21 protein-coding genes and 1 other annotated feature (1 of these 22 cut by a window edge) are annotated in these 21,508 nt (G+C 45.4%); of the genes, 20 read left to right on the plus strand and 1 reads right to left on the minus strand.

The features are described 5' to 3' along the window. Nucleotides 1-77: a sequence feature (ribosomal protein L10 leader region), on the plus strand; it begins 102 nt to the left of the window's first position. Nucleotides 78-130: 53 nt separating this feature from the next. The 10 genes from rplJ (at nt 131) to tuf (ending at nt 15,658) form a co-directional block, all read left to right on the plus strand. Beyond that, nucleotides 131-631, plus strand: coding sequence for a 50S ribosomal protein L10 (gene rplJ, locus M1K58_RS28605; protein ID WP_256762327.1), 501 nt, complete (start codon nt 131-133; stop codon nt 629-631). Nucleotides 632-689: 58 nt separating this feature from the next. Continuing rightward, a complete protein-coding gene (gene rplL, locus M1K58_RS28610; protein ID WP_256762328.1) occupies nt 690-1,052 on the plus strand; it encodes a 50S ribosomal protein L7/L12 in 363 nt (120 codons plus the stop codon). Between the two features lie 110 nt (nt 1,053-1,162). Beyond that, nucleotides 1,163-1,768 carry a class I SAM-dependent methyltransferase gene (locus tag M1K58_RS28615; RefSeq protein WP_256762329.1) on the plus strand — a complete coding sequence of 202 codons (606 nt, stop codon included), beginning with the start codon at nt 1,163-1,165 and terminating at the stop codon, nt 1,766-1,768. 252 nt (nt 1,769-2,020) lie between these two features. Then, nucleotides 2,021-5,566, plus strand: a complete 3,546-nt coding sequence (rpoB, locus tag M1K58_RS28620) for a DNA-directed RNA polymerase subunit beta (protein ID WP_256762330.1) — start codon at nt 2,021-2,023, stop codon at nt 5,564-5,566. Nucleotides 5,567-5,642: 76 nt separating this feature from the next. Further along, the gene (gene rpoC, locus M1K58_RS28625; protein WP_256762331.1) at nt 5,643-9,266 is read left to right on the plus strand and encodes a DNA-directed RNA polymerase subunit beta'; all 3,624 of its coding nucleotides are present in this window, start codon (nt 5,643-5,645) and stop codon (nt 9,264-9,266) included. An 84-nt stretch (nt 9,267-9,350) separates the two neighbouring features. Next, on the plus strand, nt 9,351-10,247 hold the full coding sequence (locus tag M1K58_RS28630) for an ATP-binding cassette domain-containing protein (protein WP_256762332.1): 897 nt from the start codon (nt 9,351-9,353) through the stop codon (nt 10,245-10,247). Between the two features lie 1,049 nt (nt 10,248-11,296). Continuing rightward, nucleotides 11,297-11,719: a 30S ribosomal protein S12 gene (gene rpsL / locus M1K58_RS28635; RefSeq protein WP_256762333.1), complete on the plus strand. Its 423-nt coding sequence runs from the start codon at nt 11,297-11,299 to the stop codon at nt 11,717-11,719. A 63-nt stretch (nt 11,720-11,782) separates the two neighbouring features. Next, complete coding sequence (rpsG, locus tag M1K58_RS28640; RefSeq protein ID WP_256762334.1) at nt 11,783-12,253, plus strand: 30S ribosomal protein S7; 471 nt, start codon at nt 11,783-11,785, stop codon at nt 12,251-12,253. 39 nt (nt 12,254-12,292) lie between these two features. Continuing rightward, complete coding sequence (gene fusA, locus M1K58_RS28645; protein WP_256762335.1) at nt 12,293-14,368, plus strand: elongation factor G; 2,076 nt, start codon at nt 12,293-12,295, stop codon at nt 14,366-14,368. A gap of 96 nt (nt 14,369-14,464) precedes the next feature. Next, nucleotides 14,465-15,658 (plus strand): elongation factor Tu, encoded by a 1,194-nt coding sequence (gene tuf / locus M1K58_RS28650; protein ID WP_256762336.1) that lies wholly within the window; start codon nt 14,465-14,467, stop codon nt 15,656-15,658. Nucleotides 15,659-15,730: 72 nt separating this feature from the next. Here tuf and M1K58_RS28655 read toward each other — a convergent pair whose 3' ends face one another. Then, nucleotides 15,731-16,336, minus strand: coding sequence for a YitT family protein (locus M1K58_RS28655; protein WP_256762337.1), 606 nt, complete (start codon nt 16,334-16,336; stop codon nt 15,731-15,733). Between the two features lie 309 nt (nt 16,337-16,645). Here M1K58_RS28655 and rpsJ point away from each other — a divergent pair, with 309 nt between their 5' ends. The 10 genes from rpsJ (at nt 16,646) to rpmC (ending at nt 21,507) form a co-directional block, all read left to right on the plus strand. Then, on the plus strand, nt 16,646-16,954 hold the full coding sequence (gene rpsJ, locus M1K58_RS28660; RefSeq protein WP_130615191.1) for a 30S ribosomal protein S10: 309 nt from the start codon (nt 16,646-16,648) through the stop codon (nt 16,952-16,954). A gap of 42 nt (nt 16,955-16,996) precedes the next feature. Beyond that, complete coding sequence (gene rplC, locus M1K58_RS28665; RefSeq protein WP_256762338.1) at nt 16,997-17,623, plus strand: 50S ribosomal protein L3; 627 nt, start codon at nt 16,997-16,999, stop codon at nt 17,621-17,623. Nucleotides 17,624-17,654: 31 nt separating this feature from the next. Further along, complete coding sequence (gene rplD / locus M1K58_RS28670; RefSeq protein WP_256762339.1) at nt 17,655-18,278, plus strand: 50S ribosomal protein L4; 624 nt, start codon at nt 17,655-17,657, stop codon at nt 18,276-18,278. Then, nucleotides 18,278-18,571, plus strand: coding sequence for a 50S ribosomal protein L23 (gene rplW, locus M1K58_RS28675; protein ID WP_256762340.1), 294 nt, complete (start codon nt 18,278-18,280; stop codon nt 18,569-18,571). Before rplD ends, rplW begins: the two co-directional genes overlap by 1 nt. Nucleotides 18,572-18,600: 29 nt before the next feature. Continuing rightward, on the plus strand, nt 18,601-19,431 hold the full coding sequence (gene rplB / locus M1K58_RS28680) for a 50S ribosomal protein L2 (protein WP_256762341.1): 831 nt from the start codon (nt 18,601-18,603) through the stop codon (nt 19,429-19,431). A 60-nt stretch (nt 19,432-19,491) separates the two neighbouring features. Further along, entirely contained in the window at nt 19,492-19,773 is a 282-nt protein-coding gene (gene rpsS, locus M1K58_RS28685; RefSeq protein ID WP_256762342.1) for a 30S ribosomal protein S19, read from the plus strand. Nucleotides 19,774-19,865: 92 nt separating this feature from the next. Then, nucleotides 19,866-20,204: a 50S ribosomal protein L22 gene (gene rplV / locus M1K58_RS28690; RefSeq protein WP_169281348.1), complete on the plus strand. Its 339-nt coding sequence runs from the start codon at nt 19,866-19,868 to the stop codon at nt 20,202-20,204. Between the two features lie 13 nt (nt 20,205-20,217). Continuing rightward, nucleotides 20,218-20,883: a 30S ribosomal protein S3 gene (gene rpsC, locus M1K58_RS28695; protein ID WP_256762343.1), complete on the plus strand. Its 666-nt coding sequence runs from the start codon at nt 20,218-20,220 to the stop codon at nt 20,881-20,883. 2 nt (nt 20,884-20,885) lie between these two features. Next, a complete protein-coding gene (rplP, locus tag M1K58_RS28700) occupies nt 20,886-21,323 on the plus strand; it encodes a 50S ribosomal protein L16 (protein WP_256762344.1) in 438 nt (145 codons plus the stop codon). After that, the gene (gene rpmC, locus M1K58_RS28705; RefSeq protein WP_204605830.1) at nt 21,310-21,507 is read left to right on the plus strand and encodes a 50S ribosomal protein L29; all 198 of its coding nucleotides are present in this window, start codon (nt 21,310-21,312) and stop codon (nt 21,505-21,507) included. Before rplP ends, rpmC begins: the two co-directional genes overlap by 14 nt. Nucleotide 21,508 lies beyond the last annotated feature (1 nt).

The following is a 21,508-nucleotide window of genomic DNA, read 5'->3' on the forward strand; positions in this document are numbered from 1 at the left end:
GTGTGTGGATAAAGCTCGTAAGAGCAAGATCACGTCATGCCTCCGCTTTAGTCTGCGGGGGCATTTCTTATGCCTTCGGACATAGGTGAGGTAAACATGCGGGAATGCCAAGACTTAGGAGGTGTACACAATGGCAAATGCGAAAATCATTCAAGCAAAACAACAAGAAGTTGATGTGATCGCAGCAAAGCTGCGCGAAAGCAACTGTACCGTTGTAGCTGACTATCGCGGCCTAAACGTGGCGCAAGTCACTTTGCTCCGTAAGGAATTGCGTGAAGCTGGCGTAGAATTCCAAGTGTTGAAAAACTCTTTGGTAAGCCGTGCTGCAGCAAGTGCTGAACTGAGCGAGCTTGATGCTGTTCTAACAGGACCAACTGCTATCGCTTTCGGTAGCGACGTTATCGCTCCTGCGAAAATTCTTAGCAACTTTGCTAAGAAGAACGATGCGTTGAAGGTTAAAGGTGGAGTAATCGAAGGACGTTTCGTCGATGCTTCTCAAGTAAAAGCACTTGCAGATCTGCCGTCTCGCGATGGCTTGCTGTCTATGTTGCTTAGCGTTCTACAAGCTCCAGTTCGCAACTTCGCACTCGCTGTCAAAGCGGTTTCGGAGAAGAACGAAGCGAGCGCGTAATACGAATTTTTACAAAAATAAGAAGATCATATGATCTCAAATTATGGAGGATATACAAATGAGCAAAGAGCAAATCTTAGAAGCCATTAAAGTTATGACTGTTCTTGAATTGAACGATCTAGTAAAAGCAATCGAAGAAGAATTCGGTGTTACTGCTGCAGCTCCAGTTGCTGCTGGTGGCGGCGCTGCTGTAGCTGAAGAAGCTGAGCAATCCGAGTTTGATGTTGTTCTTGTTGAAGCTGGCGCTTCCAAAATCAACGTTATCAAAGCGGTTCGTGAAATCACAGGTCTTGGCTTGAAAGAAGCTAAAGATGTTGTAGATAACGCTCCAAAAGCAATCAAAGAAAAAGTTGCCAAAGAAGAAGCTGAAGCTGTTAAAGCTAAGCTTGAAGAAGCTGGCGCTAAAGTAGAAATCAAGTAAGAAGCAGATCATCAAACCCCTTGAAGATTTTCTTCGAGGGGTTTGTTCGTGTATAAAATTGATCATGCTTAGAGAAGGCATCCTATGCTGTAATTTATGGAGGAGCTTGGATGAGTGATCACTATTATTCGAATAAACCTCAGTCCGCAAGTGACCGACGGTCATTCGAAACAAAGCATCGAGGAGTACAACTTAAATTAACTTCGGATGCTGGCGTGTTTTCGCGGGACGGGGTGGACTATGGCAGTCGGGTGCTTATCGAACATATGGATATTCCGCACGACGCCCAAGTGCTTGATATCGGTTGCGGTTATGGACCGATTGGATTAATTGCTGCCCGCCTTGCGCCGCAAGGACATGTTAAGCTGATCGACATTAATGAAAGAGCGGTTGAGTTGGCTCAGCATAATGCGCAAGCGAATGGGATTCACAATGTATCCTTTGCGCAAAGTGATTTGTTTTCAGCGGTTGAAGCTGAAACCTTTGATGTGATTCTTTCAAACCCGCCTATTCGCGCAGGCAAAGCGGTCGTGCATCAGTTGTTTGTTGATTCGTGGAAGCATCTCAACCCAGGTGGAGCAACATGGGTTGTTATCCAGAAGAAGCAAGGTGCGGCTTCAGCCAAAGCTAAGCTCGAACAATTATATGGCGAGCAACAAGTAGTTGAAGTTGGCAAGGATAAGGGATTTAGGTTGTACCGCTGTACACGCAAATAACAATATTTTTAGTTTGACTTGACATTTCCGTTGTGGTATTATTAAAAAATGTCAGTATTAGGATGGGCTAATTGTCTTCAACACAATAAACTTGCAGGCCCGTTCCTTTCCTTAGAATAAATTCACGTTTGCTCACGTATAATGGGTTTGTTTTGGGGTAAAGGCAGGATGAGTTGCCATTGTGCCGCCAACCGGCGCATAAGGGCTTTTCTTTATTTATGTGTTGAAGCAGACTTAAGGGGTGAGGTTAAGTTGGCAGGACATCTTGTTCAGTATGGCCGCCGTTCACGGCGTAGCTACGCTCGCATTAATGAAGTGTTGGACGTCCCGAACCTGATCGAAATCCAGCAACAATCGTACCAGAAGTTTTTGGACGAGGGTTTGCGTGAGATTTTTCAGGATATTTCGCCGATTTCGGATTTCACCGGCAATCTAGTGTTGGAATTTATCGACTATAGCTTGGGTGAGCCGAAATATTCCGTTGATGAATCGAAAGAACGCGATGTAACTTATGCGGCTCCACTTCGTGTTAAAGTTCGGTTGCTTAACAAAGAAACCGGTGAAGTTAAAGAACAGGAAGTATTTATGGGTGATTTCCCACTCATGACGGAAACGGGTACGTTCATCATCAATGGTGCGGAACGTGTTATCGTCAGCCAATTGGTGCGCTCCCCGAGCGTCTACTTCAGTACGAAAGTAGATAAGAACGGTAAGAAGAATTACACAGCTACTGTCATTCCGAATCGTGGAGCATGGCTCGAGCTTGAGACGGATGCTAAAGATATCATTTATGTGCGTATTGACCGCACTCGTAAAATTCCTGTAACGGTACTTCTCCGTTCTTTAGGTTTCGGAACCGATGCAGAGATTTTGGACTTGCTAGGACAAGATGATTACATTCGCAATACGCTAGAAAAGGATAATACCGATTCTACGGAGAAAGCGCTGATTGAGATTTATGAGCGTCTTCGTCCGGGCGAGCCTCCAACTTTGGAAAATGCCCGCAGCTTGCTAATTGCACGTTTCTTCGATCCTAAACGTTACGATTTGGCGAATGTCGGTCGTTACAAAGTAAATAAAAAGCTACACATCAAAAATCGACTGTTCAATCAGCGCTTAGCTGAAACACTTGTGGATCCTTCCACGGGTGAAATCATTGCTGAAGCTGGTCAAATGATCGATCGTAGATTGTTAGATCAAATTCTCCCTATGCTGGAGAAAAACGTAGGTTTCAAAAACTATCGCGTTACTGGCGGAGTTTATGAAGCTGAGGATATTCCTTTACAATCCATCAGCATCTTCTCTCCTCTTGAAGAAGGTAAAGTGGTTAAGGTTATTGCCAACGGCATCATCGACAAGTCGGTGAAGAATATTACGCCTGCGGACATTATCTCGTCCATTAACTATTTCATGAATTTGCTGCAATCTGTCGGAAACACGGATGATATCGATCACCTGGGTAACCGCCGCCTTCGTTCCGTTGGCGAATTGCTGCAAAACCAATTCCGTATCGGTCTTTCCCGTATGGAACGGGTTGTTCGTGAGAGAATGTCCATTCAAGATCAGAATGCGATTACTCCTCAAGCGTTGATTAATATTCGTCCTGTTATTGCGGCAATCAAGGAGTTCTTCGGATCTTCCCAGCTGTCACAATTTATGGATCAAACGAATCCACTTGCGGAATTGACGCATAAGCGTCGTCTATCTGCACTAGGACCCGGTGGTTTGACACGGGAACGCGCGGGCTTCGAAGTCCGTGACGTCCATCACTCTCACTATGGCCGGATGTGTCCGATTGAAACGCCAGAGGGACCGAATATCGGTCTGATCAACTCCTTGTCTTCCTTTGCACGAATTAATGAGTATGGCTTTATCGAGGCTCCTTATCGCAAAGTCGATCCGCAAACGAACCGAGTTACGGATGAAATTGTTTACATGACTGCGGATGAAGAGGACAACTATATCATTGCGCAAGCAAATGCAAAGTTGAATCCCGATGGAACCTTTACGGAAGAAAATACAATCGTCCGCTATAACAAGCAGACTGATAATATCATTACAATGCCAAGCGATCGCGTTGATTACATGGATGTATCGCCTAAGCAGGTTGTGTCCGTTGCGACAGCAATGATTCCGTTCCTTGAGAACGATGACTCCAACCGTGCGCTCATGGGATCAAACATGCAACGTCAAGCTGTTCCATTGCTAATACCGGAAGCACCGTTTGTAGGTACCGGTATGGAGCATAAGTCTGCAAAAGACTCTGGGGTATGTATTGTATCCAAATATGACGGTTTCATCGAAAGAGTTTCTGCCAATGAAATCCAACTGCGTCGCGTAGAGATGATCGACGGCAAGGAAGTCAAAGGCGATATCGTTAAATACAAGCTACAGAAATTTATGCGTTCTAACCAAGGAACATGTATTAATCAAAGACCGCTTGTACGTCGTGGAGAAATCATCAAAAAAGGTGATATCATGGCGGACGGTCCTTCGACTGATACAGGTGAGTTAGCACTTGGTCGAAACGTAGTCGTAGCCTTCATGACTTGGGAAGGTTATAACTATGAGGATGCTATCTTGCTCTCCGAGAAATTAGTGCGTGAAGACGTCTACACTTCGATCCATATTGAAGAATATGAATCAGAAGCTCGTGATACTAAGCTAGGACCTGAAGAAATTACTCGCGATATCCCGAACGTCGGTGAGGATGCGCTTCGCAACCTTGACGAGCGCGGAATCATCCGTGTAGGTGCTGAAATTAGCGCTGGAGACATCTTGGTAGGTAAGGTTACTCCGAAAGGCGTAACGGAGCTTACAGCAGAAGAGCGCCTGTTACACGCGATCTTCGGTGAGAAGGCTCGTGAAGTGCGCGATACTTCCCTACGAGTACCGCATGGTACGGATGGAATCGTTGTTGATGTTAAAGTATTTACCCGTGAGAATGGCGATGAGCTACCTCCTGGTGTAAATCAATTGGTTCGTGCCTATATCGCACAAAAACGGAAAATTTCCGAAGGCGATAAAATGGCTGGACGTCATGGTAATAAAGGGGTTATTGCTCGGATATTACCGGAAGAAGATATGCCGTTCCTACCGGACGGAACACCTGTACAGGTTGTTCTTAATCCACTCGGCGTACCTTCACGGATGAACATCGGTCAAGTACTAGAAGTTCACTTAGGTATGGCTTGTAAGCTTCTAGGCATCCACGCTGCAACTCCAGTATTCGATGGAGCGACAGAGTACGATGTATTCGATACGATGGAAGAAGCCGGCATGAAGCGTAACGGCAAATGGTGGTTGCGTGACGGACGTTCGGGCGAGTTGTTTGAACGCGAAGTTACCGTTGGTGTTATGTACATGATAAAACTCGCACATATGGTCGACGACAAAATCCATGCTCGTTCCACAGGTCCTTACTCTCTTGTTACGCAACAGCCATTGGGTGGTAAAGCTCAATTCGGTGGACAACGTTTCGGGGAGATGGAAGTTTGGGCACTCGAGGCTTATGGTGCCGCCTATACGTTGCAAGAAATTTTGACCGTCAAGTCCGATGATGTTGTCGGTCGTGTCAAAACCTACGAATCGATTGTTAAAGGCGAGAACGTTCCAGAACCAGGCGTTCCAGAATCGTTTAAGGTATTGATTAAGGAACTTCAGAGCTTAGGTATGGACGTTAAGATCTTGTCCGGAGATGAGCAGGAAATCGAAATGAAGGAAATGGACGACGAAGAGGATGCTGCTGGGGATAAGTTAAATCTTAACCTAGAGGGTACTGAAGTCGGCGTCGAATAATTCTACTGCGACGACGGGCCTTCGGGTTCGTCGTTAAGATCCGAAATCCTAGCAACGATGAAGGAGGGCTTGCTCCTTGTTAGACGTCAATAACTTTGAGTTCATGAAAATCGGTTTGGCTTCACCGGACAAAATTCGGTCGTGGTCGAGAGGCGAAGTCAAGAAACCGGAAACGATAAACTACCGGACGTTGAAGCCGGAAAAAGAAGGTTTATTCTGCGAGAAAATCTTTGGTCCAACTAAGGACTGGGAATGTCATTGCGGGAAGTACAAAAGAGTTCGTTACAAAGGCGTTGTTTGTGATCGTTGCGGCGTCGAAGTCACGCGTGCGAAAGTTCGTCGTGAGCGTATGGGACACATTGAGCTTGCTGCTCCTGTTTCGCACATCTGGTACTTCAAAGGTATCCCGAGTCGTATGGGGCTTGCGCTCGATATGTCTCCTCGTTCTTTGGAAGAGATCATTTATTTCGCTTCCTACGTTGTAACGGATCCTGGAGATACACCACTTGAGAAGAAGCAATTGCTTTCCGAGAAAGAATATCGTAGCTATCGCGACAAATACGGCTTTGCATTCCATGCTGGCATGGGTGCAGAAGCGGTTAAAAGATTGCTACAAGATATCGACCTTGATCGGGAGTTAGAAACGCTTAAGGAAGATCTGAAGACAGCTCAAGGCCAACGTCGTAATCGTGCGATCAAACGTCTTGAAGTGGTGGAATCATTCCGTAATTCCGGTAATCTTCCGGATTGGATGATCCTAGATGTACTTCCTGTAATTCCACCTGAATTGCGTCCTATGGTGCAATTGGATGGTGGACGTTTCGCAACAAGTGACTTGAATGATTTGTACCGTCGTGTAATTAACCGGAACAATCGTTTGAAACGTTTGCTTGATCTAGGTGCACCGGATATTATCGTTCAGAATGAGAAGCGGATGCTTCAAGAAGCGGTTGATGCGTTGATCGACAATGGTCGTCGTGGCCGTCCTGTTACAGGACCTGGTAACCGTCCATTGAAATCACTCAGCCACATGCTGAAAGGTAAGCAAGGACGTTTCCGTCAGAACTTGCTCGGTAAACGTGTCGATTACTCCGGACGTTCCGTTATCGTTGTAGGACCTAGCTTGAAAATGTACCAATGCGGTCTTCCAAAAGAGATGGCGTTGGAACTGTTCAAACCTTTCGTTATGAAAGAGCTAGTGCTTAAGGGTCTTGCGCATAACATCAAGAGTGCTAAGCGCAAGGTTGAACGTGTTAGCCCTGAAGTATGGGATGTGCTTGAGGAAGTTATCAAAGAACATCCAGTGCTTCTAAACCGTGCGCCAACTCTTCATAGACTCGGTATTCAAGCGTTTGAACCGATCTTGGTAGAAGGTCGCGCAATCAAGCTTCATCCGCTCGTATGTACGGCTTACAATGCCGACTTCGACGGTGACCAAATGGCGGTTCACGTACCATTGTCTGCAGAAGCTCAAGCGGAAGCTCGTTTGCTCATGCTAGCATCGGGTAACATCTTGAACCCTAAAGACGGTAAGCCGGTCGTTACCCCTTCTCAGGATATGGTACTTGGTTGCTTCTACCTGACAATGGATAACAATCAGTCTTACGGTACAGGTATACGCTTTGCTACGGTCAACGAAGCTATTTCTGCCTACCAACGCGAGATTACAGGTATTTCCTTGCATGCCCGCGTTGTTATCCCGGTTAGAGAGTTGAAGAAAAAGACCTTTACTCCGGAACAGCAGGAAGCTCTAATCGTTACGACGATTGGTAAAATCATATTTAATGAGATCTTCCCTGATTCGTTCCCATACATCAATGAAGCGACTAAAGCTAACTTGGTTAAAGGAACGCCTGAGAAATATTTCATCTACGACAAGGGTGCGGACATCAGTAAATATATCGAAGATCCGCAAATCCCTGCTGCTGTAGGTAAAGAATATTTAGGGAATATCATCGGAGAATGCTTCCGTATTTATCATACGACCAAAACATCCATCATCTTGGATGATATCAAGCAGCTCGGATTTACGTATTCGACTCGTGCCGGTATTACAATCGGTGTATCCGACGTTATTGTTCCTCCAGAGAAAGTCGAAATCCTGAAGAAGTCTGAAGAACGTGTATCCGTCGTGTCGACGCAATATCGCCGCGGTTTGATCACGAACGAAGAACGTCGGGATCGCGTTATCGAGATTTGGAGTAAAACGAAGGACGAACTTACTGAAATCCTGATGAAGTCCATGGATCGCTACAACAACATTATGTTGATGGTAGACTCCAAAGCACGGGGTAACAAATCGCAAATCACCCAATTGGGCGGTATGCGGGGTCTGATGGCCAACCCGTCCGGTCGAATCATCGAGTTGCCAATTAAATCGAACTTCCGTGAAGGTCTGACCGTATTGGAGTACTTCATCTCCACTCACGGAGCGCGTAAAGGTCTTGCCGATACAGCTCTACGGACAGCCGATTCCGGTTACTTGACTCGTCGTCTCGTTGACGTAGCACAAGACGTAATCGTTCGTGAAGAAAATTGCGGAACGGACAAAGGAATTACAGTATCCCGTATCGAAGATGGCAAAGAGGTCATTGAGGACTTGTTCGACCGTATTGAAGGCCGTTATGCCTTTGAAACGATCCGCCATCCAGAGACGAAAGAAATTATCGTTAATCGCAACGATTTGATCGATACGCCTAAAGCGGAAGAGATCATTCATGCCGATATTAAGAAAGTACAGATTCGTTCCGTTCTTAGCTGCCGTGCTCGTCATGGTGTTTGTAAGCTTTGCTATGGTCGCAATCTTGCTACAGGTAAGAAAGTTGAAATCGGAGAAGCAGTTGGGATTATCGCTGCACAATCTATCGGGGAACCAGGAACACAGCTTACAATGCGTACGTTCCATACCGGTGGTGTTGCAGGGGATGATATCACGCAAGGTTTGCCACGTATTCAAGAGCTCTTCGAAGCTCGGAATCCGAAAGGTCAAGCTATTATCTCTGAGCTCGACGGTATCGTTAAAGAAATTCGTGAAACCAAGGATCGTCGTGAAATCGAATTGCAAGGTGGAGCAGAATCTAAAATTTACCCTGTCAGCTATGGTTCACGTATCCGTGTCGTTCAAGGTCAGCAGGTTGAGGCTGGCGATGAATTGACAGATGGTTCGATCGATCCGAAGGAAATGCTTCGTATCAAAGGTATCCGTGGCGTGCAGAACTACATTCTGCAAGAAGTTCAACGCGTTTACCGTAACCAAGGTGTTGAAATCAATGATAAACACATCGAGGTTATGATCAAGCAGATGCTTCGTAAAATCCGGATCGTTGATCCAGGAGACACGATTCTTCTTCCAGGAGCTTTCGTGGATCTGCACGAGTATGAAGCAGCTAACCGTGAAGCTATCCTTTCTGACAAAGAACCGGCTGTTGCTCGTCCGGTGCTTCTCGGGATTACGAAAGCATCACTTGAAACTGACTCGTTCCTATCGGCAGCGTCTTTCCAAGAGACGACTCGCGTTCTGACCGATGCTGCTATCAAAGGCAAAGTCGACAGATTGCTTGGACTCAAGGAGAACGTTATTATCGGGAAGCTCATTCCTGCTGGTACAGGTATGGCTCGTTATCGCAACATTCGTGTTGTATCGCCATTTGACGAACCAGAAGATGAAGCGGCAGAACTCGAGCCTGTTGGCGCAGAGTAAGTTAAACACAATATAGACATCAGCGGATACCGGCAACGGTATCCGCTTTTTTGTACAGCTGGTTTCTACGTGGAGGTATCGCATGTGTCTAAATCAATGATAAGCCTCGTCAATATAGAGAGGAAATTCAACTCTAAGCGTGTATTAAATAATTTGTCTCTTACGATATATGAACGTGAAGTCACAGCAATTATAGGACGAAATGGATCAGGTAAAAGTACATTACTCAATATCATGAGCGGACTTGGTACATTCAATAAAGGGAATAGAGAAGTAAGGATGAGTCCTCTGAATAGAAAATTGTCCATTGGTTACGCTCCGGATCGATTCCCTAAGCTACGATTTACTGCCAAGGAGTATTTGCTCTATATGGGGAAGATCAGAGGGATGGATCATGAGCAGTTATTGAAAAGGATCTCTGAACTATTCATTACTTTTCAATTAGATACATGGGACACACAGCAACTTCGTACTTTTTCAAAGGGCATGCTGCAGAAGGTGAATATTATGCAAGCGCTGCTTGAACAGCCTGACTTACTGTTGCTAGATGAACCATTGTCTGGCTTGGATATACAGATTCAGGATGAACTCATCCATATCCTGTCCCAACTGAAAGGTGAAGGGGTGACGATCGTACTCTCTACCCATGAGAGGGACGTTGTTCAACGTATAGCTGATCGAGTCATAGAGATTAAGAATGGTGAAATTGCCAGTGATAAAAGGAAGTCTAAAAGTACTAATCCCTACAAAATTGTTGAATTTATTATGGATGAGATTAAGGCAGAACAGTGTTGTTCCCATGCAGAAGGGATCATCCGAAGAGACAAGACAGATGGAAGTTGGCTTGTCCATATCGAAGCAATAAAGTGTGATGCATTTGTATATAACCTTCTAAACAATGGCGGCTCTATTGTCACGATAGGCATTGAAAGAACGGCTAATAAAGATAGGAGTATTACGGATACGGAGGTGATGTCATGATTTCGATGATGGCATTTTCGTTCCGTTATTATTTACGTTCCTACAGGTATATAGCACCCATTCTTATTTATGCGCTAAGTTTATATTTTATATATAGCGTCGTACCTAATCCTGTAATGCCCAGCTATTCACTTACCTCTTCACTTCTATTTCTCATTTCGGTGTGGTTAGGCTTTGGTTTTATTGATGTCGAGGACGAAACACAGCAAGTGATATCCGTATTGCATTTGGGCAATGTTACAAAATACTATCTAAGTAAGATATACATATTGCTACTTATCACTAGCGTTATGTCCGTTATCACTACATGTTATCCTATTATTTTTGATAAATTTAATAAGCAACCTACGATATCAGAAGGTTTAATAGCATTAGTTTCTCATATCGCGCTATCCTTACTCGGGATAACAATATCTTTCCTATTCACACATAAGCTAATCGCCAAATTGAGCTATGCCATTATTGGCTTGTTCTTAGTCGTAGCAGTAACCATGGCTGGAGCAGGAATTGAAAACTCACTCCCAACTGATTACAGATTGTTCGCAAGAATAATTCCACCTTTATCCCCCATTATGGATACACTAAATAACTTCGAAACAACGACTAGTTCCGAGATTGCGCTGGCCCTGTTTTCTCCGCTATTATATAGTTCAATACTTCTTTGGATGTTTCTCAAATTGATGACGAAGAGACTCTTTTAGTTCAATACGATTTAAAAGAGTTAAATTTCTTGACACGCCCATTTTGAAATGATAATATATGTTAGTGTGTTCTAGACGTGCGTCAAACTGACGTACATCGATACGTGTGAACCTAAGCAAAGAGTGTGACATTTAATCGGTGCAGCAGTAGCTGTAACCATTGAGGAATAAGATTGTTGGGTTTGATGGGTTATCAATCATCGAAAAGTGATTTTCATGAGTCGAATAACCGGTCGAGCCCTTTCTCGTCTCTCAAAATGAACCACCTGGATCTGTGGGCTTCGCAAAGGTGTATCGGATGAGTCGTTTTCTAAATTATTTTACCGTTTATGGGAAGGGGGTGGCAGCATGCCAACTATTAACCAACTAGTTCGTAAAGGCCGTCAATCGAAGGTCGTTAAATCGAAATCACCTGCATTACAAAGAGGGTTCAATGCACTTAAGCGTGTTGAAACTGAATTGAGCGCTCCGCAAAAACGTGGAGTTTGTACTCGTGTAGGAACAATGACTCCGAAAAAACCGAACTCAGCACTACGTAAATACGCGCGGGTTCGTTTGACTAACCGTGTTGAGATTACCGCCTACATCGGAGGTATCGGACACAACTTGCAAGAGCATAGCGTTGTTCTTGTTCGTGGTGGTCGGGTTAAAGATTTACCGGGGGTTCGTTATCATATCGTTCGCGGAGCATTAGATACCGCTGGCGTTAACAACCGGATGCAAGCTCGTTCTAAATACGGTACTAAGAGACCTAAAGTTAAAAAAACCTAATAAGCGCTTGCGCGAGTTAGTTGTTTAATGTAGATCAACATGAATGAGAAAGGAGGAACTTCAATGCCACGTAAAGGACCAGTCACGAAACGGGATGTACTTCCGGATCCGCTGTATAACAGCAAGCTAGTTACTCGTCTAGTAAATCGTATTATGATTGACGGCAAGAAGGGTGTAGCTCAACAACTATTGTATGATGCGTTTACCCTAATTCAGGAACGCTCCGGTAAAGATGCTATGGAGGTTTTTGAAGCCGCAATTAAGAACATTATGCCAGTACTTGAAGTTAAAGCACGCCGTGTAGGTGGAGCAAACTATCAAGTTCCGATTGAAGTTAAGCCTGAACGCCGCACGTCCCTTGGACTGCGCTGGCTCGTTAACTACTCCCGTAACCGCGGTGAGAAAACGATGGAAGAGCGTTTAGCTGCTGAAATCTTGGATGCTTCTAACAACACAGGAGCAGCTGTTAAGAAACGTGAGGACACTCACAAAATGGCGGAAGCGAACAAAGCGTTTGCTCACTACCGTTGGTAGAATTCGCTTAAGAAGAACATATGAAGGGAGACTATATCCATGGCTAGAGAGTTCTCCTTGCAAAATACGCGTAACATTGGAATTATGGCGCATATTGATGCGGGCAAAACCACTACCACTGAACGGATCTTGTTCTACACTGGACGCGTTCATAAGATCGGCGAAGTGCACGAAGGCGCCGCTACAATGGACTGGATGGAACAGGAACAAGAGCGTGGCATCACGATTACATCTGCTGCTACAACCGCTGAATGGCATGGGCACCGCATCAATATTATTGACACTCCGGGTCACGTTGACTTTACGGTAGAGGTTGAGCGTTCTTTGCGCGTATTGGACGGAGCTGTTGGTGTATTTAGTGCCAAAGAAGGCGTTGAACCACAATCCGAAACGGTATGGCGTCAAGCTGACCGTTACAGCGTACCGCGTATCGCTTATGTTAATAAGATGGATATCATCGGTGCGGATTTCCTTAATGTTATTCAATCGATGAAAGATCGTTTGAATGCAAATGCTGTAGCAATTCAATTGCCGATGGGCGCTGAAGATGTCTTTATTGGTATGATCGACCTGGTTGAACGGGTTGCTTACTTATATAAAGATGATAAAGGCAAAGACCCAGAGAAAGTTGAAATTCCTGCAGAGTATAAAGACCAAGTTGAAGAACTACGTGCCATCTTGGTAGAGAAAGTTGCAGAACTTGACGAAGAATTGACAATGAAGTTCTTGGAAGGTGAAGAACTCACTATTCCGGAAATCAAAGCTGCTCTTCGTAAAGGCGTTTGTGAAGTGAAAATCTTCCCAGTCGTATGTGGTTCCTCTTACCGTAACAAAGGTGTACAACCGATGTTGGATGCTGTAGTTGATTACCTACCATCTCCTCTTGATGTTCCTGCAATCACAGGCCATTTAGATGATGGTTCGGAAACAACTCGTAAATCTTCGGACAGCGAGCCATTTGCTGCATTAGCTTTCAAAATCATGACTGATCCTTATGTTGGTCGTTTAACTTTCTTCCGCGTATACTCCGGTGTTCTGAGCGCAGGCTCATACGTTGTAAATGCGACTAAAGGCAAACGCGAACGTGTTGGTCGGATTCTGCAAATGCATGCGAACAGCCGTCAAGAAATCAGTGAAGTACATGCAGGTGATATTGCTGCTGCCGTTGGTCTTAAAGATACAACGACAGGCGATACACTCTGTGATGAGAAAAACCCTGTTATTCTTGAATCGATGAACTTCCCTGAGCCAGTTATCCAACTTGCGGTTGAGCCTAAAACGAAAGCCGATCAAGATAAAATGGGTATCGCTCTTCAGAAGCTCTCCGAGGAAGATCCTACGTTCCGTGCTCACACGGACGAAGAAACAGGTCAAACTATCATCGCAGGTATGGGCGAACTTCACTTGGAAATTCTGGTTGACCGTATGCTTCGCGAATTCAAAGTTGAGACAAATGTTGGTAAACCACAAGTTGCTTACCGTGAAACATTCCGTCAAGCTGCGAAGGTCGAAGGCAAATTCGTACGTCAATCCGGTGGTAAAGGTCAATTCGGACATTGTTGGGTTGAATTCACACCACTTGAGCCAGGAACAGGTTTCATCTTCGAAAACAAAACGGTTGGTGGATCGATTCCGAAAGAATTTATCGCTCCTATCCAAGCTGGTATCGAAGAGTCAATGAAAAACGGCGTAGTCGCGGGCTTCCCGCTCGTTGATATTAAAGCTGTTGTAGTTGACGGATCGTACCATGATGTTGACTCCTCGGAGATGGCGTTCAAAATTGCTGGATCGTTAGCGCTTAAAGCAGCTAAGGACAAATGTAGCCCTTGCTTGCTGGAGCCTATCATGAAAGTAGAAGTAACAGTGCCTGAAGAGTACATGGGCGATGTAATGGGAATGATGAGCTCTCGTCGTGGTCGTATCGAAGGAACGGATTCGCGTTTCGGCGCGCAAATCGTTCGTGCGAAAGTTCCTTTGGCTGAGATGTTCGGATATTCCACTACACTTCGTTCCGGTACACAAGGTCGTGGCGTATTCTCAATGGAATTGTCACACTACGAAGAAGTTCCGAAATCAATCTCCGAAGAGATTATTTCCAAGAGCAAAGGCGCTTAATAAATTGAAATTGGTCGGGACAGGGTAATACGTAAGTATATACCCACCCGCCACCCCATATAAATCCCGTTTTTACATTAAGGAGGAACTGTATCCATGGCAAAGGCTAAATTCGAACGTAATAAACCACACATTAATATCGGTACAATCGGTCACGTCGACCACGGTAAAACTACGACTACAGCTGCAATCACTTCCGTTTTGAACAAAAGATTTGGTAGCGGTGCTGCAGTAGCATTTGATCAAATCGACAAAGCACCAGAAGAGCGCGAGCGTGGAATTACAATTTCCACATCTCACGTTGAGTATGAAACTCCTAACCGTCACTATGCACACGTTGATTGCCCAGGACATGCTGACTATGTTAAAAACATGATCACTGGTGCTGCTCAAATGGATGGAGCAATCCTGGTTGTATCCGCTGCTGACGGCCCTATGCCGCAAACGCGTGAGCACATCTTGCTTTCTAAGCAAGTAGGCGTTCCTTACATCGTCGTATTCTTGAACAAATGCGACATGGTTGAAGACGCAGAGTTACTTGAGCTTGTAGAAATGGAAGTTCGTGATCTTCTTAACGAATATGATTTCCCAGGTGATGACACTCCAATTATCCAAGGTTCTGCTCGTGAAGCACTTGCTAACCCAGATGGTCCTTGGGCTGAAAAAATCATCGAATTGTTTGATGCAATTGAACAGTTCATTCCAAATCCAGAGCGTGCAACTGACAAGCCTTTCTTGATGCCAGTTGAGGATGTGTTCACAATCACTGGTCGTGGTACTGTTGCTACAGGTCGTGTTGAGCGTGGAATCATCAAAGTTGGTGACGAAGTTGAAATCATCGGTTTGCAAGAAGAAACTCGCAAATCCGTATGTACTGGTGTTGAAATGTTCCGTAAATTGCTTGATCAAGCTCAAGCCGGCGACAACGTTGGCGCATTGCTTCGCGGTGTAGACCGTAAAGACATCGAGCGTGGTCAAGTAATCGCGAAACCGGGTTCAGTTAAGCCTCACACTGAATTCACTGCACAAATCTACGTTCTGACTTCTGCTGAAGGTGGCCGTCATAAGCCTTTCTTCACAGGCTACCGTCCACAGTTCTACTTCCGGACAACAGACGTAACTGGCATCATCAACTTGCCAGAAGGTACTGAAATGGTTATGCCTGGTGACAACATCGAGGTAACTGTTCAGTTGATCGCTCCAATCGCTGTTGAAGAAGGTACTCGCTTCGCTATTCGCGAAGGCGGACGTACTGTAGGCGCTGGCGCAGTTGCTTCCATTCAAAAATAAGCAACATCCATAAATGAAAAGGGCTATCACGGCTAACGCTGTGATAGCCCTTTTTTTGTGAAACCAATTCATTTAATAACTGAAGTGCTTAACCGTACAAAGACTTGTTGCTAGACCGCCTGCACTAATTGTTGCTAGGGAGAGGAAGAAAGTATCCACAGTAAAGAGCAATCCACTCATTCCGATTATGACGGCATCCATTGTTAAGATCAGAATCCCGACATTCATTTTCAATTTATGAGATAAGAGCTTAGCTAGTAAATCGAATCCTCCCGTACTCGTATCATTTCGCAGAAGGATGCCGAAACCAGTCCCGATAAATAATCCCCCAATAACAGAAGCGACAAAAGGATTGCTGGCGATCAAAGAGCCAAAAGGACGATAGGGATCGAAAATATCAATGAAGTAAGACAAGAAGACCATACCATACAAGCTGTGAAAGAACATCGTTCGATCTTTGAACCATGCCAAAATAAATACAGGCGCGCTACATAATAGAAGAGTTAAACCGACTTTGAGTTCAAAGAGGTAATTTGCGATTAACGCGACACCTATAATACCACCGTCTAATACTTTGATTGGCATTAGGAAGAAGTCTATTCCGAAGGCAATTAGAAGACATCCTATAATAATAGCTACTATTTTGTATGGGGAAAGCAATCTGATCAATCCTTTCATTAAGGCCTGTCTTATCTATATGGCGGTTGAGATGAGATCATGATGGATACTCGTAAACTAGCGAAAACGAGAGTGGAGGATAAGGCAGAATGGACGAAAAGGGACAGTTCGAAAAAAAATGAAAGTTTTTGTTGCAATCGGGTGGGCAGATCGTTATAATAATAAATGTTGGTCTGTGACTGTGCGTTGATGTGAGAGGTTGCCGACACACCCGGCCCCTTTGCCATAAGGGATGCCACTAGGTGATCGAGGGTTATTCTCACGGAGTATGTCCGATTCCAAAATTGGGCGAATGAAGGAGGGAATTCTATGGCTAAGCAAAAAATCCGTATCCGTTTGAAAGCCTACGACCACCGTATCTTGGATCAATCCGCGGAGAAAATCGTAGAAACGGCGAAACGTACAGGTGCAAGTGTATCTGGACCGATCCCGTTGCCGACCGAGAAGCAGATCATCACGATCCTGCGCGCGGTGCACAAATACAAGGACTCGCGTGAGCAATTCGAAATGCGTACGCACAAGCGTTTGATTGATATCGTCAATCCTACGCCACAAACGGTTGATGCACTTATGCGTCTTGATCTACCGTCTGGCGTCGACATCGAAATCAAACTTTAATTGTAGCAGTAAATTAGATTTATCAAGAAAAGAGGTGTCAACATGTCAGGAATCTTGGGACGTAAACTTGGAATGACGCAAATATTCGCAGCTGACGGCAGTGTAGTGCCGGTTACTGTGGTAGAAGCAACTCCAAGCGTCGTATTGCAAAAGAAAACTGTGGATAACGATGGATACGAAGCAGTACAAATCGGCTTTGCGGACAAACGCGAAAAGCTAGCAACAAAACCAGCCATTGGCCATGCTAAGAAAGCAGGCACTGGCCCCAAGCGCTTCATCCGCGAAGTTAGCGGACTTACACCAGCTGACTTGGAAGTTGGTCAAGAGCTTAAAGTTGACCAGTTCTCCGAAGGCGATATCGTTGACGTAACGGGTACTTCCAAAGGTAAAGGAACTACAGGTGCGATCAAGCGTTGGGGCTTCGCACGCGGTAAGATGACGCATGGTTCCAAGTATCACCGCGGAAATGGTTCGCTAGCGTCTATGCGCGAAGCAAACAAAGTTCCGAAGGGTAAGAAAATGCACGGCCGTATGGGCAGCGAAACAATCACAGTTCAGAACCTCGAAATCGTTAGAGTAGATCTTGAGCGTAATGTATTGTTGATCAAAGGCTCCGTACCGGGCGCTCGCAATAGTTATCTCAAAATCCGCACATCGGTGAAGAAATAATTCACAATGTATGAGGAAAGGAGGACCACTCATGCCGAAAGTTACAGTTTTTAATGTAGACGGCAAGGAAGTTGGACAATTGGATCTGGCAGAAGGAGTATTCGGTTTAGAGCCGAACGTTCATGTACTGCACAGCGCTGTATTGCTTCAACAAGCATCGCTTCGCTCGGGTACGCACGATACGAAAGGTCGTTCGGAAGTTCGCGGAGGCGGTCGTAAGCCTTGGAAACAAAAAGGAACTGGTCGCGCGCGTCAAGGTAGTATTCGTTCGCCACAATGGAAGGGCGGCGGAATTGTCTTCGGACCTACGCCACGCAGCTACGGTTTCAAATTGCCTCGTAAAGTTCGTCGTTTGGCGATCAAGTCAGCTTTGTCTAGCAAAGTTGTAAGCAGCCAAATTATCGTTCTTGATCAGCTGAGCTTGTCCCAGCCGAAAACGAAGGATATCGCTAAGATCTTGAGCAACCTCAAAGTATCTCGCAAAGCACTAGTTGTTACTGCAGACTTTGATAATAACGTGGCCCTGTCCGCGCGTAACATCCCAGGTGTGAAATTCGTTTCCGCTGAAGGAATTAACGTGCTTGACGTGATGAAACATGATCAATTGATCATCACTAAGGATGCAGTCGCTAAAGTTGAGGAGGTGTTCGCGTAATGAAAAACCCCCGCGATCTAATTAAACGGCCGGTTATTACCGAACGCACAAGCGACTTCATGGAACAGCGCAAATACGTGTTCGAAGTTGACTTGAAAGCGAACAAAACGCAAATCAAACAAGCCATCGAATCGATCTTTAAGGTTAAGGTCGTTGGCGTTAACACGTTGAGAATGCCTGCTAAGCCGAAACGCTACGGCAAGCACAGCGGTTACACTTCTGAGTGGAAAAAAGCAATCGTGCAGCTATCTGCCGACAGCAAACCACTTGAGTACTTTGAATCCTCTGTATAATAAGTCTCTAAAGTAAGGAGGGAATCCATTTGCCAGTTCAAAAGTTTAAGCCGACCACGTCTAGCCGTCGTCAAATGACGATTGCATCGTTCGAAGAGATCACAGCAACAGAACCGGAGAAATCCTTACTAGCGCCACTCTTCAAGCATGCTGGTCGTAATAACCAAGGTAAAATTACTGTTCGCCATCACGGCGGCGGTCATAAGCGTAAATATCGGATTATCGATTTCAAGCGCACGAAGGACGATATTCCCGGCCGCGTGGCTACGATTGAATACGATCCTAACCGTACGTCTTATATCGCTCTAATCAACTATGCAGACGGTGCAAAAACGTACATCATCGCTCCAAAAGGACTTAAAGTCGGTGATGTTATCGTGTCTGGCCCTACTGCTGACATCAAAGTGGGTAATGCTCTACCATTGGAAAACATTCCAGTTGGTACAGTTATCCACAACATTGAGCTTAAACCAGGTAAAGGCGGCCAAATGGTTCGCGCAGCTGGAACTAGTGCTCAATTGCTTGGTAAAGAAGAAAAATACGTAACTATTCGTTTGACTTCTGGTGAGATTCGTCGCATTCTTAAAACTTGCCGTGCTACTATCGGTACAGTTGGTAACCAGGATCACGAGTTGCTTAACGCAGGTAAGGCTGGACGTAATCGTTGGTTAGGTAAACGTCCAACTGTCCGTGGTGTTGTTATGAACCCGAACGATCACCCACACGGTGGTGGTGAAGGCCGTGCTCCAATCGGACGTAAATCCCCGCTTTCTCCATGGGGCAAGCCTACGCTTGGTTACAAAACACGCAAGAAGAAAAAAGCTTCGAGCAAATACATTGTTCGCGGTCGCACTAAGTAATAAACTTTGTAGCGGCGCGAACGGAAAACTCTCAAGCCGCGTTGAAGGGAGGATCATTCCATGGGTCGCAGTTTGAAAAAAGGACCTTTCGTGGATGGCTATCTACTGAAAAAAGTGGAAGAAGCATCTGCATCGAGCAAGAAAGTTATTATCAAAACTTGGTCTCGTCGCTCGACAATTTTCCCACAATTTGTTGGGCAAACGTTTGGAGTATACGATGGACGTAAACATGTGCCTGTATTTGTGTCGGAAGACATGGTCGGTCATAAGCTTGGTGAATTCGCACCAACGCGTACGTTCAAAGGTCATACGGATGATGATAAGAAAACAGGCAAACGATAATATTTAACCCTACGAAGTGCGGTTAAATAAAGAGCGCCCCTGGCGCAACTGTTTAATCGTTACGAGACGTACGTAAGGGAGGAGGTACACCGATGTCTCAGCAAGCGAAAGCTGTTGTGAATAACATTCGCATTCCGGCTCGTAAAGTCCGTCTGGTCGTTGACCTGATCCGTGGCAAAAAAGTCGGCGATGCTGTTGCCATTTTGCGTCATACACCGCGTTCGGCATCTCCGGTTCTTGAGAAACTCTTGAACTCTGCCATCGCGAACGCTGAACACAACTATCAGCTCGACGTGAACAAATTGGTCGTGTCCGAAGCCTTCGTTAACGAAGGCCCAACGATGAAACGATTCCAACCTCGTTCCCAAGGTCGTGCATTCAGTATTTTCAAGCGCTCCAGCCACATTACGCTGGTCGTATCTGAGAAATAAGGAGGGACAACGTGTGGGTCAAAAAGTAAATCCCGTCGGTCTTCGTATCGGCATAATCCGTGATTGGGAATCCAAATGGTATGCTGCTGATAAAGATTTTGGCACTCTTCTTATCGAAGATGTTAAAATCCGCGAATTCCTTAAAAAGAAACTTAAAGACGCAGCCGTTTCTAAAATCGAAATCGAACGTGCCGCTAACCGCGTAAACGTTACGATTCACACTGCTAAACCAGGTATTGTTATTGGTAAAGGCGGAGCTGAAGTTGAAGTGCTTCGTGGCCAATTAACTAAGATATCAGGCGATAAAAAAGTACACATCAATATTTCTGAGATTAAAAATCCGGAAATGGACGCAATCCTAGTTGCTGAAAGTATTGCGCAACAATTGGAACGCCGCGTTTCATTCCGCCGCGCGATGAAACAAGCTATGCAACGTACGCAACGCGCTGGTGCGAAAGGAATCAAAACATCCGTTAGTGGTCGTCTGGGCGGAGCGGAAATCGCTCGTCAAGAAGGATACAGCGAAGGAACAGTGCCTTTGCACACACTCCGCGCTGATATCGATTACGGAACGGCAGAAGCTCATACTACTTATGGCCTTATCGGCGTAAAAGTATGGATTTACCGTGGCGAAGTCCTTCCGGTGAAGAAAAGAGCTGCTGAGGAAGGAGGCAACTGATCATGTTGGTCCCTAAACGCGTTAAACACCGCAAAGAACACCGCGGTAAAATGAAAGGTCGCGCTAAAGGCGGTACAGAAGTTCACTTCGGTGAATTTGGTCTGCAAGCGATGGAACCATCTTGGGTAACGAATCGTCAAATCGAGGCTGCTCGGATTGCAATGACTCGTTACATCAAACGGGGCGGAAAAGTTTGGATCAAAATTTTCCCTTCGAAGCCTATCACCCAAAAACCTCTTGAGGTACGGATGGGTAGCGGTAAAGGTAACGTAGAAGCATGGGTAGCTGTCGTAAAACCGGGCAAAATATTGTTCGAGTTGGCAGGCGTACCCGAGGAGATAGCACGTGAAGCAATGCGTCTTGCAGCACATAAGTTGCCAATCAAGACGAAATTCGTGAAACGTGAAGAACTGGGTGGTGAAGCAAATGAAAGCCAGTGAATTTCGCAACCTAACATCGGCGGAACTTGAACAGAAGGTCGCCGGCTTCAAGGATGAGCTGTTCAACCTCCGCTTCCAATTGGCTACAGGTCAATTGGATAACCCGCATCGCCTTGGCGACCTGCGGAAAGAAATTGCTCGGGCTAAAACCATTTTGCGCGAGCGTGAACTCGGCATCGGCTAAT

The organism is Cohnella sp. WQ 127256 (assembly GCF_024519285.1).
Classification (GTDB): domain Bacteria; phylum Bacillota; class Bacilli; order Paenibacillales; family Paenibacillaceae; genus Cohnella.

Bases quoted from the DNA above. Each gene is read 5' to 3' on its own strand.
- rplD (WP_256762339.1), top strand. From the start codon at position 17,655: ATGCCGAAAGTTACAGTTTTTAATGTAGACGGCAAGGAAGTTGGACAA.
- rplJ (WP_256762327.1), top strand. From the start codon at position 131: ATGGCAAATGCGAAAATCATTCAAGCAAAACAACAAGAAGTTGATGTG.
- rpsG (WP_256762334.1), top strand. From the start codon at position 11,783: ATGCCACGTAAAGGACCAGTCACGAAACGGGATGTACTTCCGGATCCG.
- rpsL (WP_256762333.1), top strand. From the start codon at position 11,297: ATGCCAACTATTAACCAACTAGTTCGTAAAGGCCGTCAATCGAAGGTC.
- M1K58_RS28615 (WP_256762329.1), top strand. From the start codon at position 1,163: ATGAGTGATCACTATTATTCGAATAAACCTCAGTCCGCAAGTGACCGA.
- fusA (WP_256762335.1), top strand. From the start codon at position 12,293: ATGGCTAGAGAGTTCTCCTTGCAAAATACGCGTAACATTGGAATTATG.
- rpsJ (WP_130615191.1), top strand. From the start codon at position 16,646: ATGGCTAAGCAAAAAATCCGTATCCGTTTGAAAGCCTACGACCACCGT.
- rplV (WP_169281348.1), top strand. From the start codon at position 19,866: ATGTCTCAGCAAGCGAAAGCTGTTGTGAATAACATTCGCATTCCGGCT.
- rpsS (WP_256762342.1), top strand. From the start codon at position 19,492: ATGGGTCGCAGTTTGAAAAAAGGACCTTTCGTGGATGGCTATCTACTG.
- M1K58_RS28655 (WP_256762337.1), bottom strand. From the start codon at position 16,336: ATGAAAGGATTGATCAGATTGCTTTCCCCATACAAAATAGTAGCTATT.
- rplW (WP_256762340.1), top strand. From the start codon at position 18,278: ATGAAAAACCCCCGCGATCTAATTAAACGGCCGGTTATTACCGAACGC.
- rpmC (WP_204605830.1), top strand. From the start codon at position 21,310: ATGAAAGCCAGTGAATTTCGCAACCTAACATCGGCGGAACTTGAACAG.
- rplC (WP_256762338.1), top strand. From the start codon at position 16,997: ATGTCAGGAATCTTGGGACGTAAACTTGGAATGACGCAAATATTCGCA.
- rplL (WP_256762328.1), top strand. From the start codon at position 690: ATGAGCAAAGAGCAAATCTTAGAAGCCATTAAAGTTATGACTGTTCTT.
- rplP (WP_256762344.1), top strand. From the start codon at position 20,886: ATGTTGGTCCCTAAACGCGTTAAACACCGCAAAGAACACCGCGGTAAA.
- tuf (WP_256762336.1), top strand. From the start codon at position 14,465: ATGGCAAAGGCTAAATTCGAACGTAATAAACCACACATTAATATCGGT.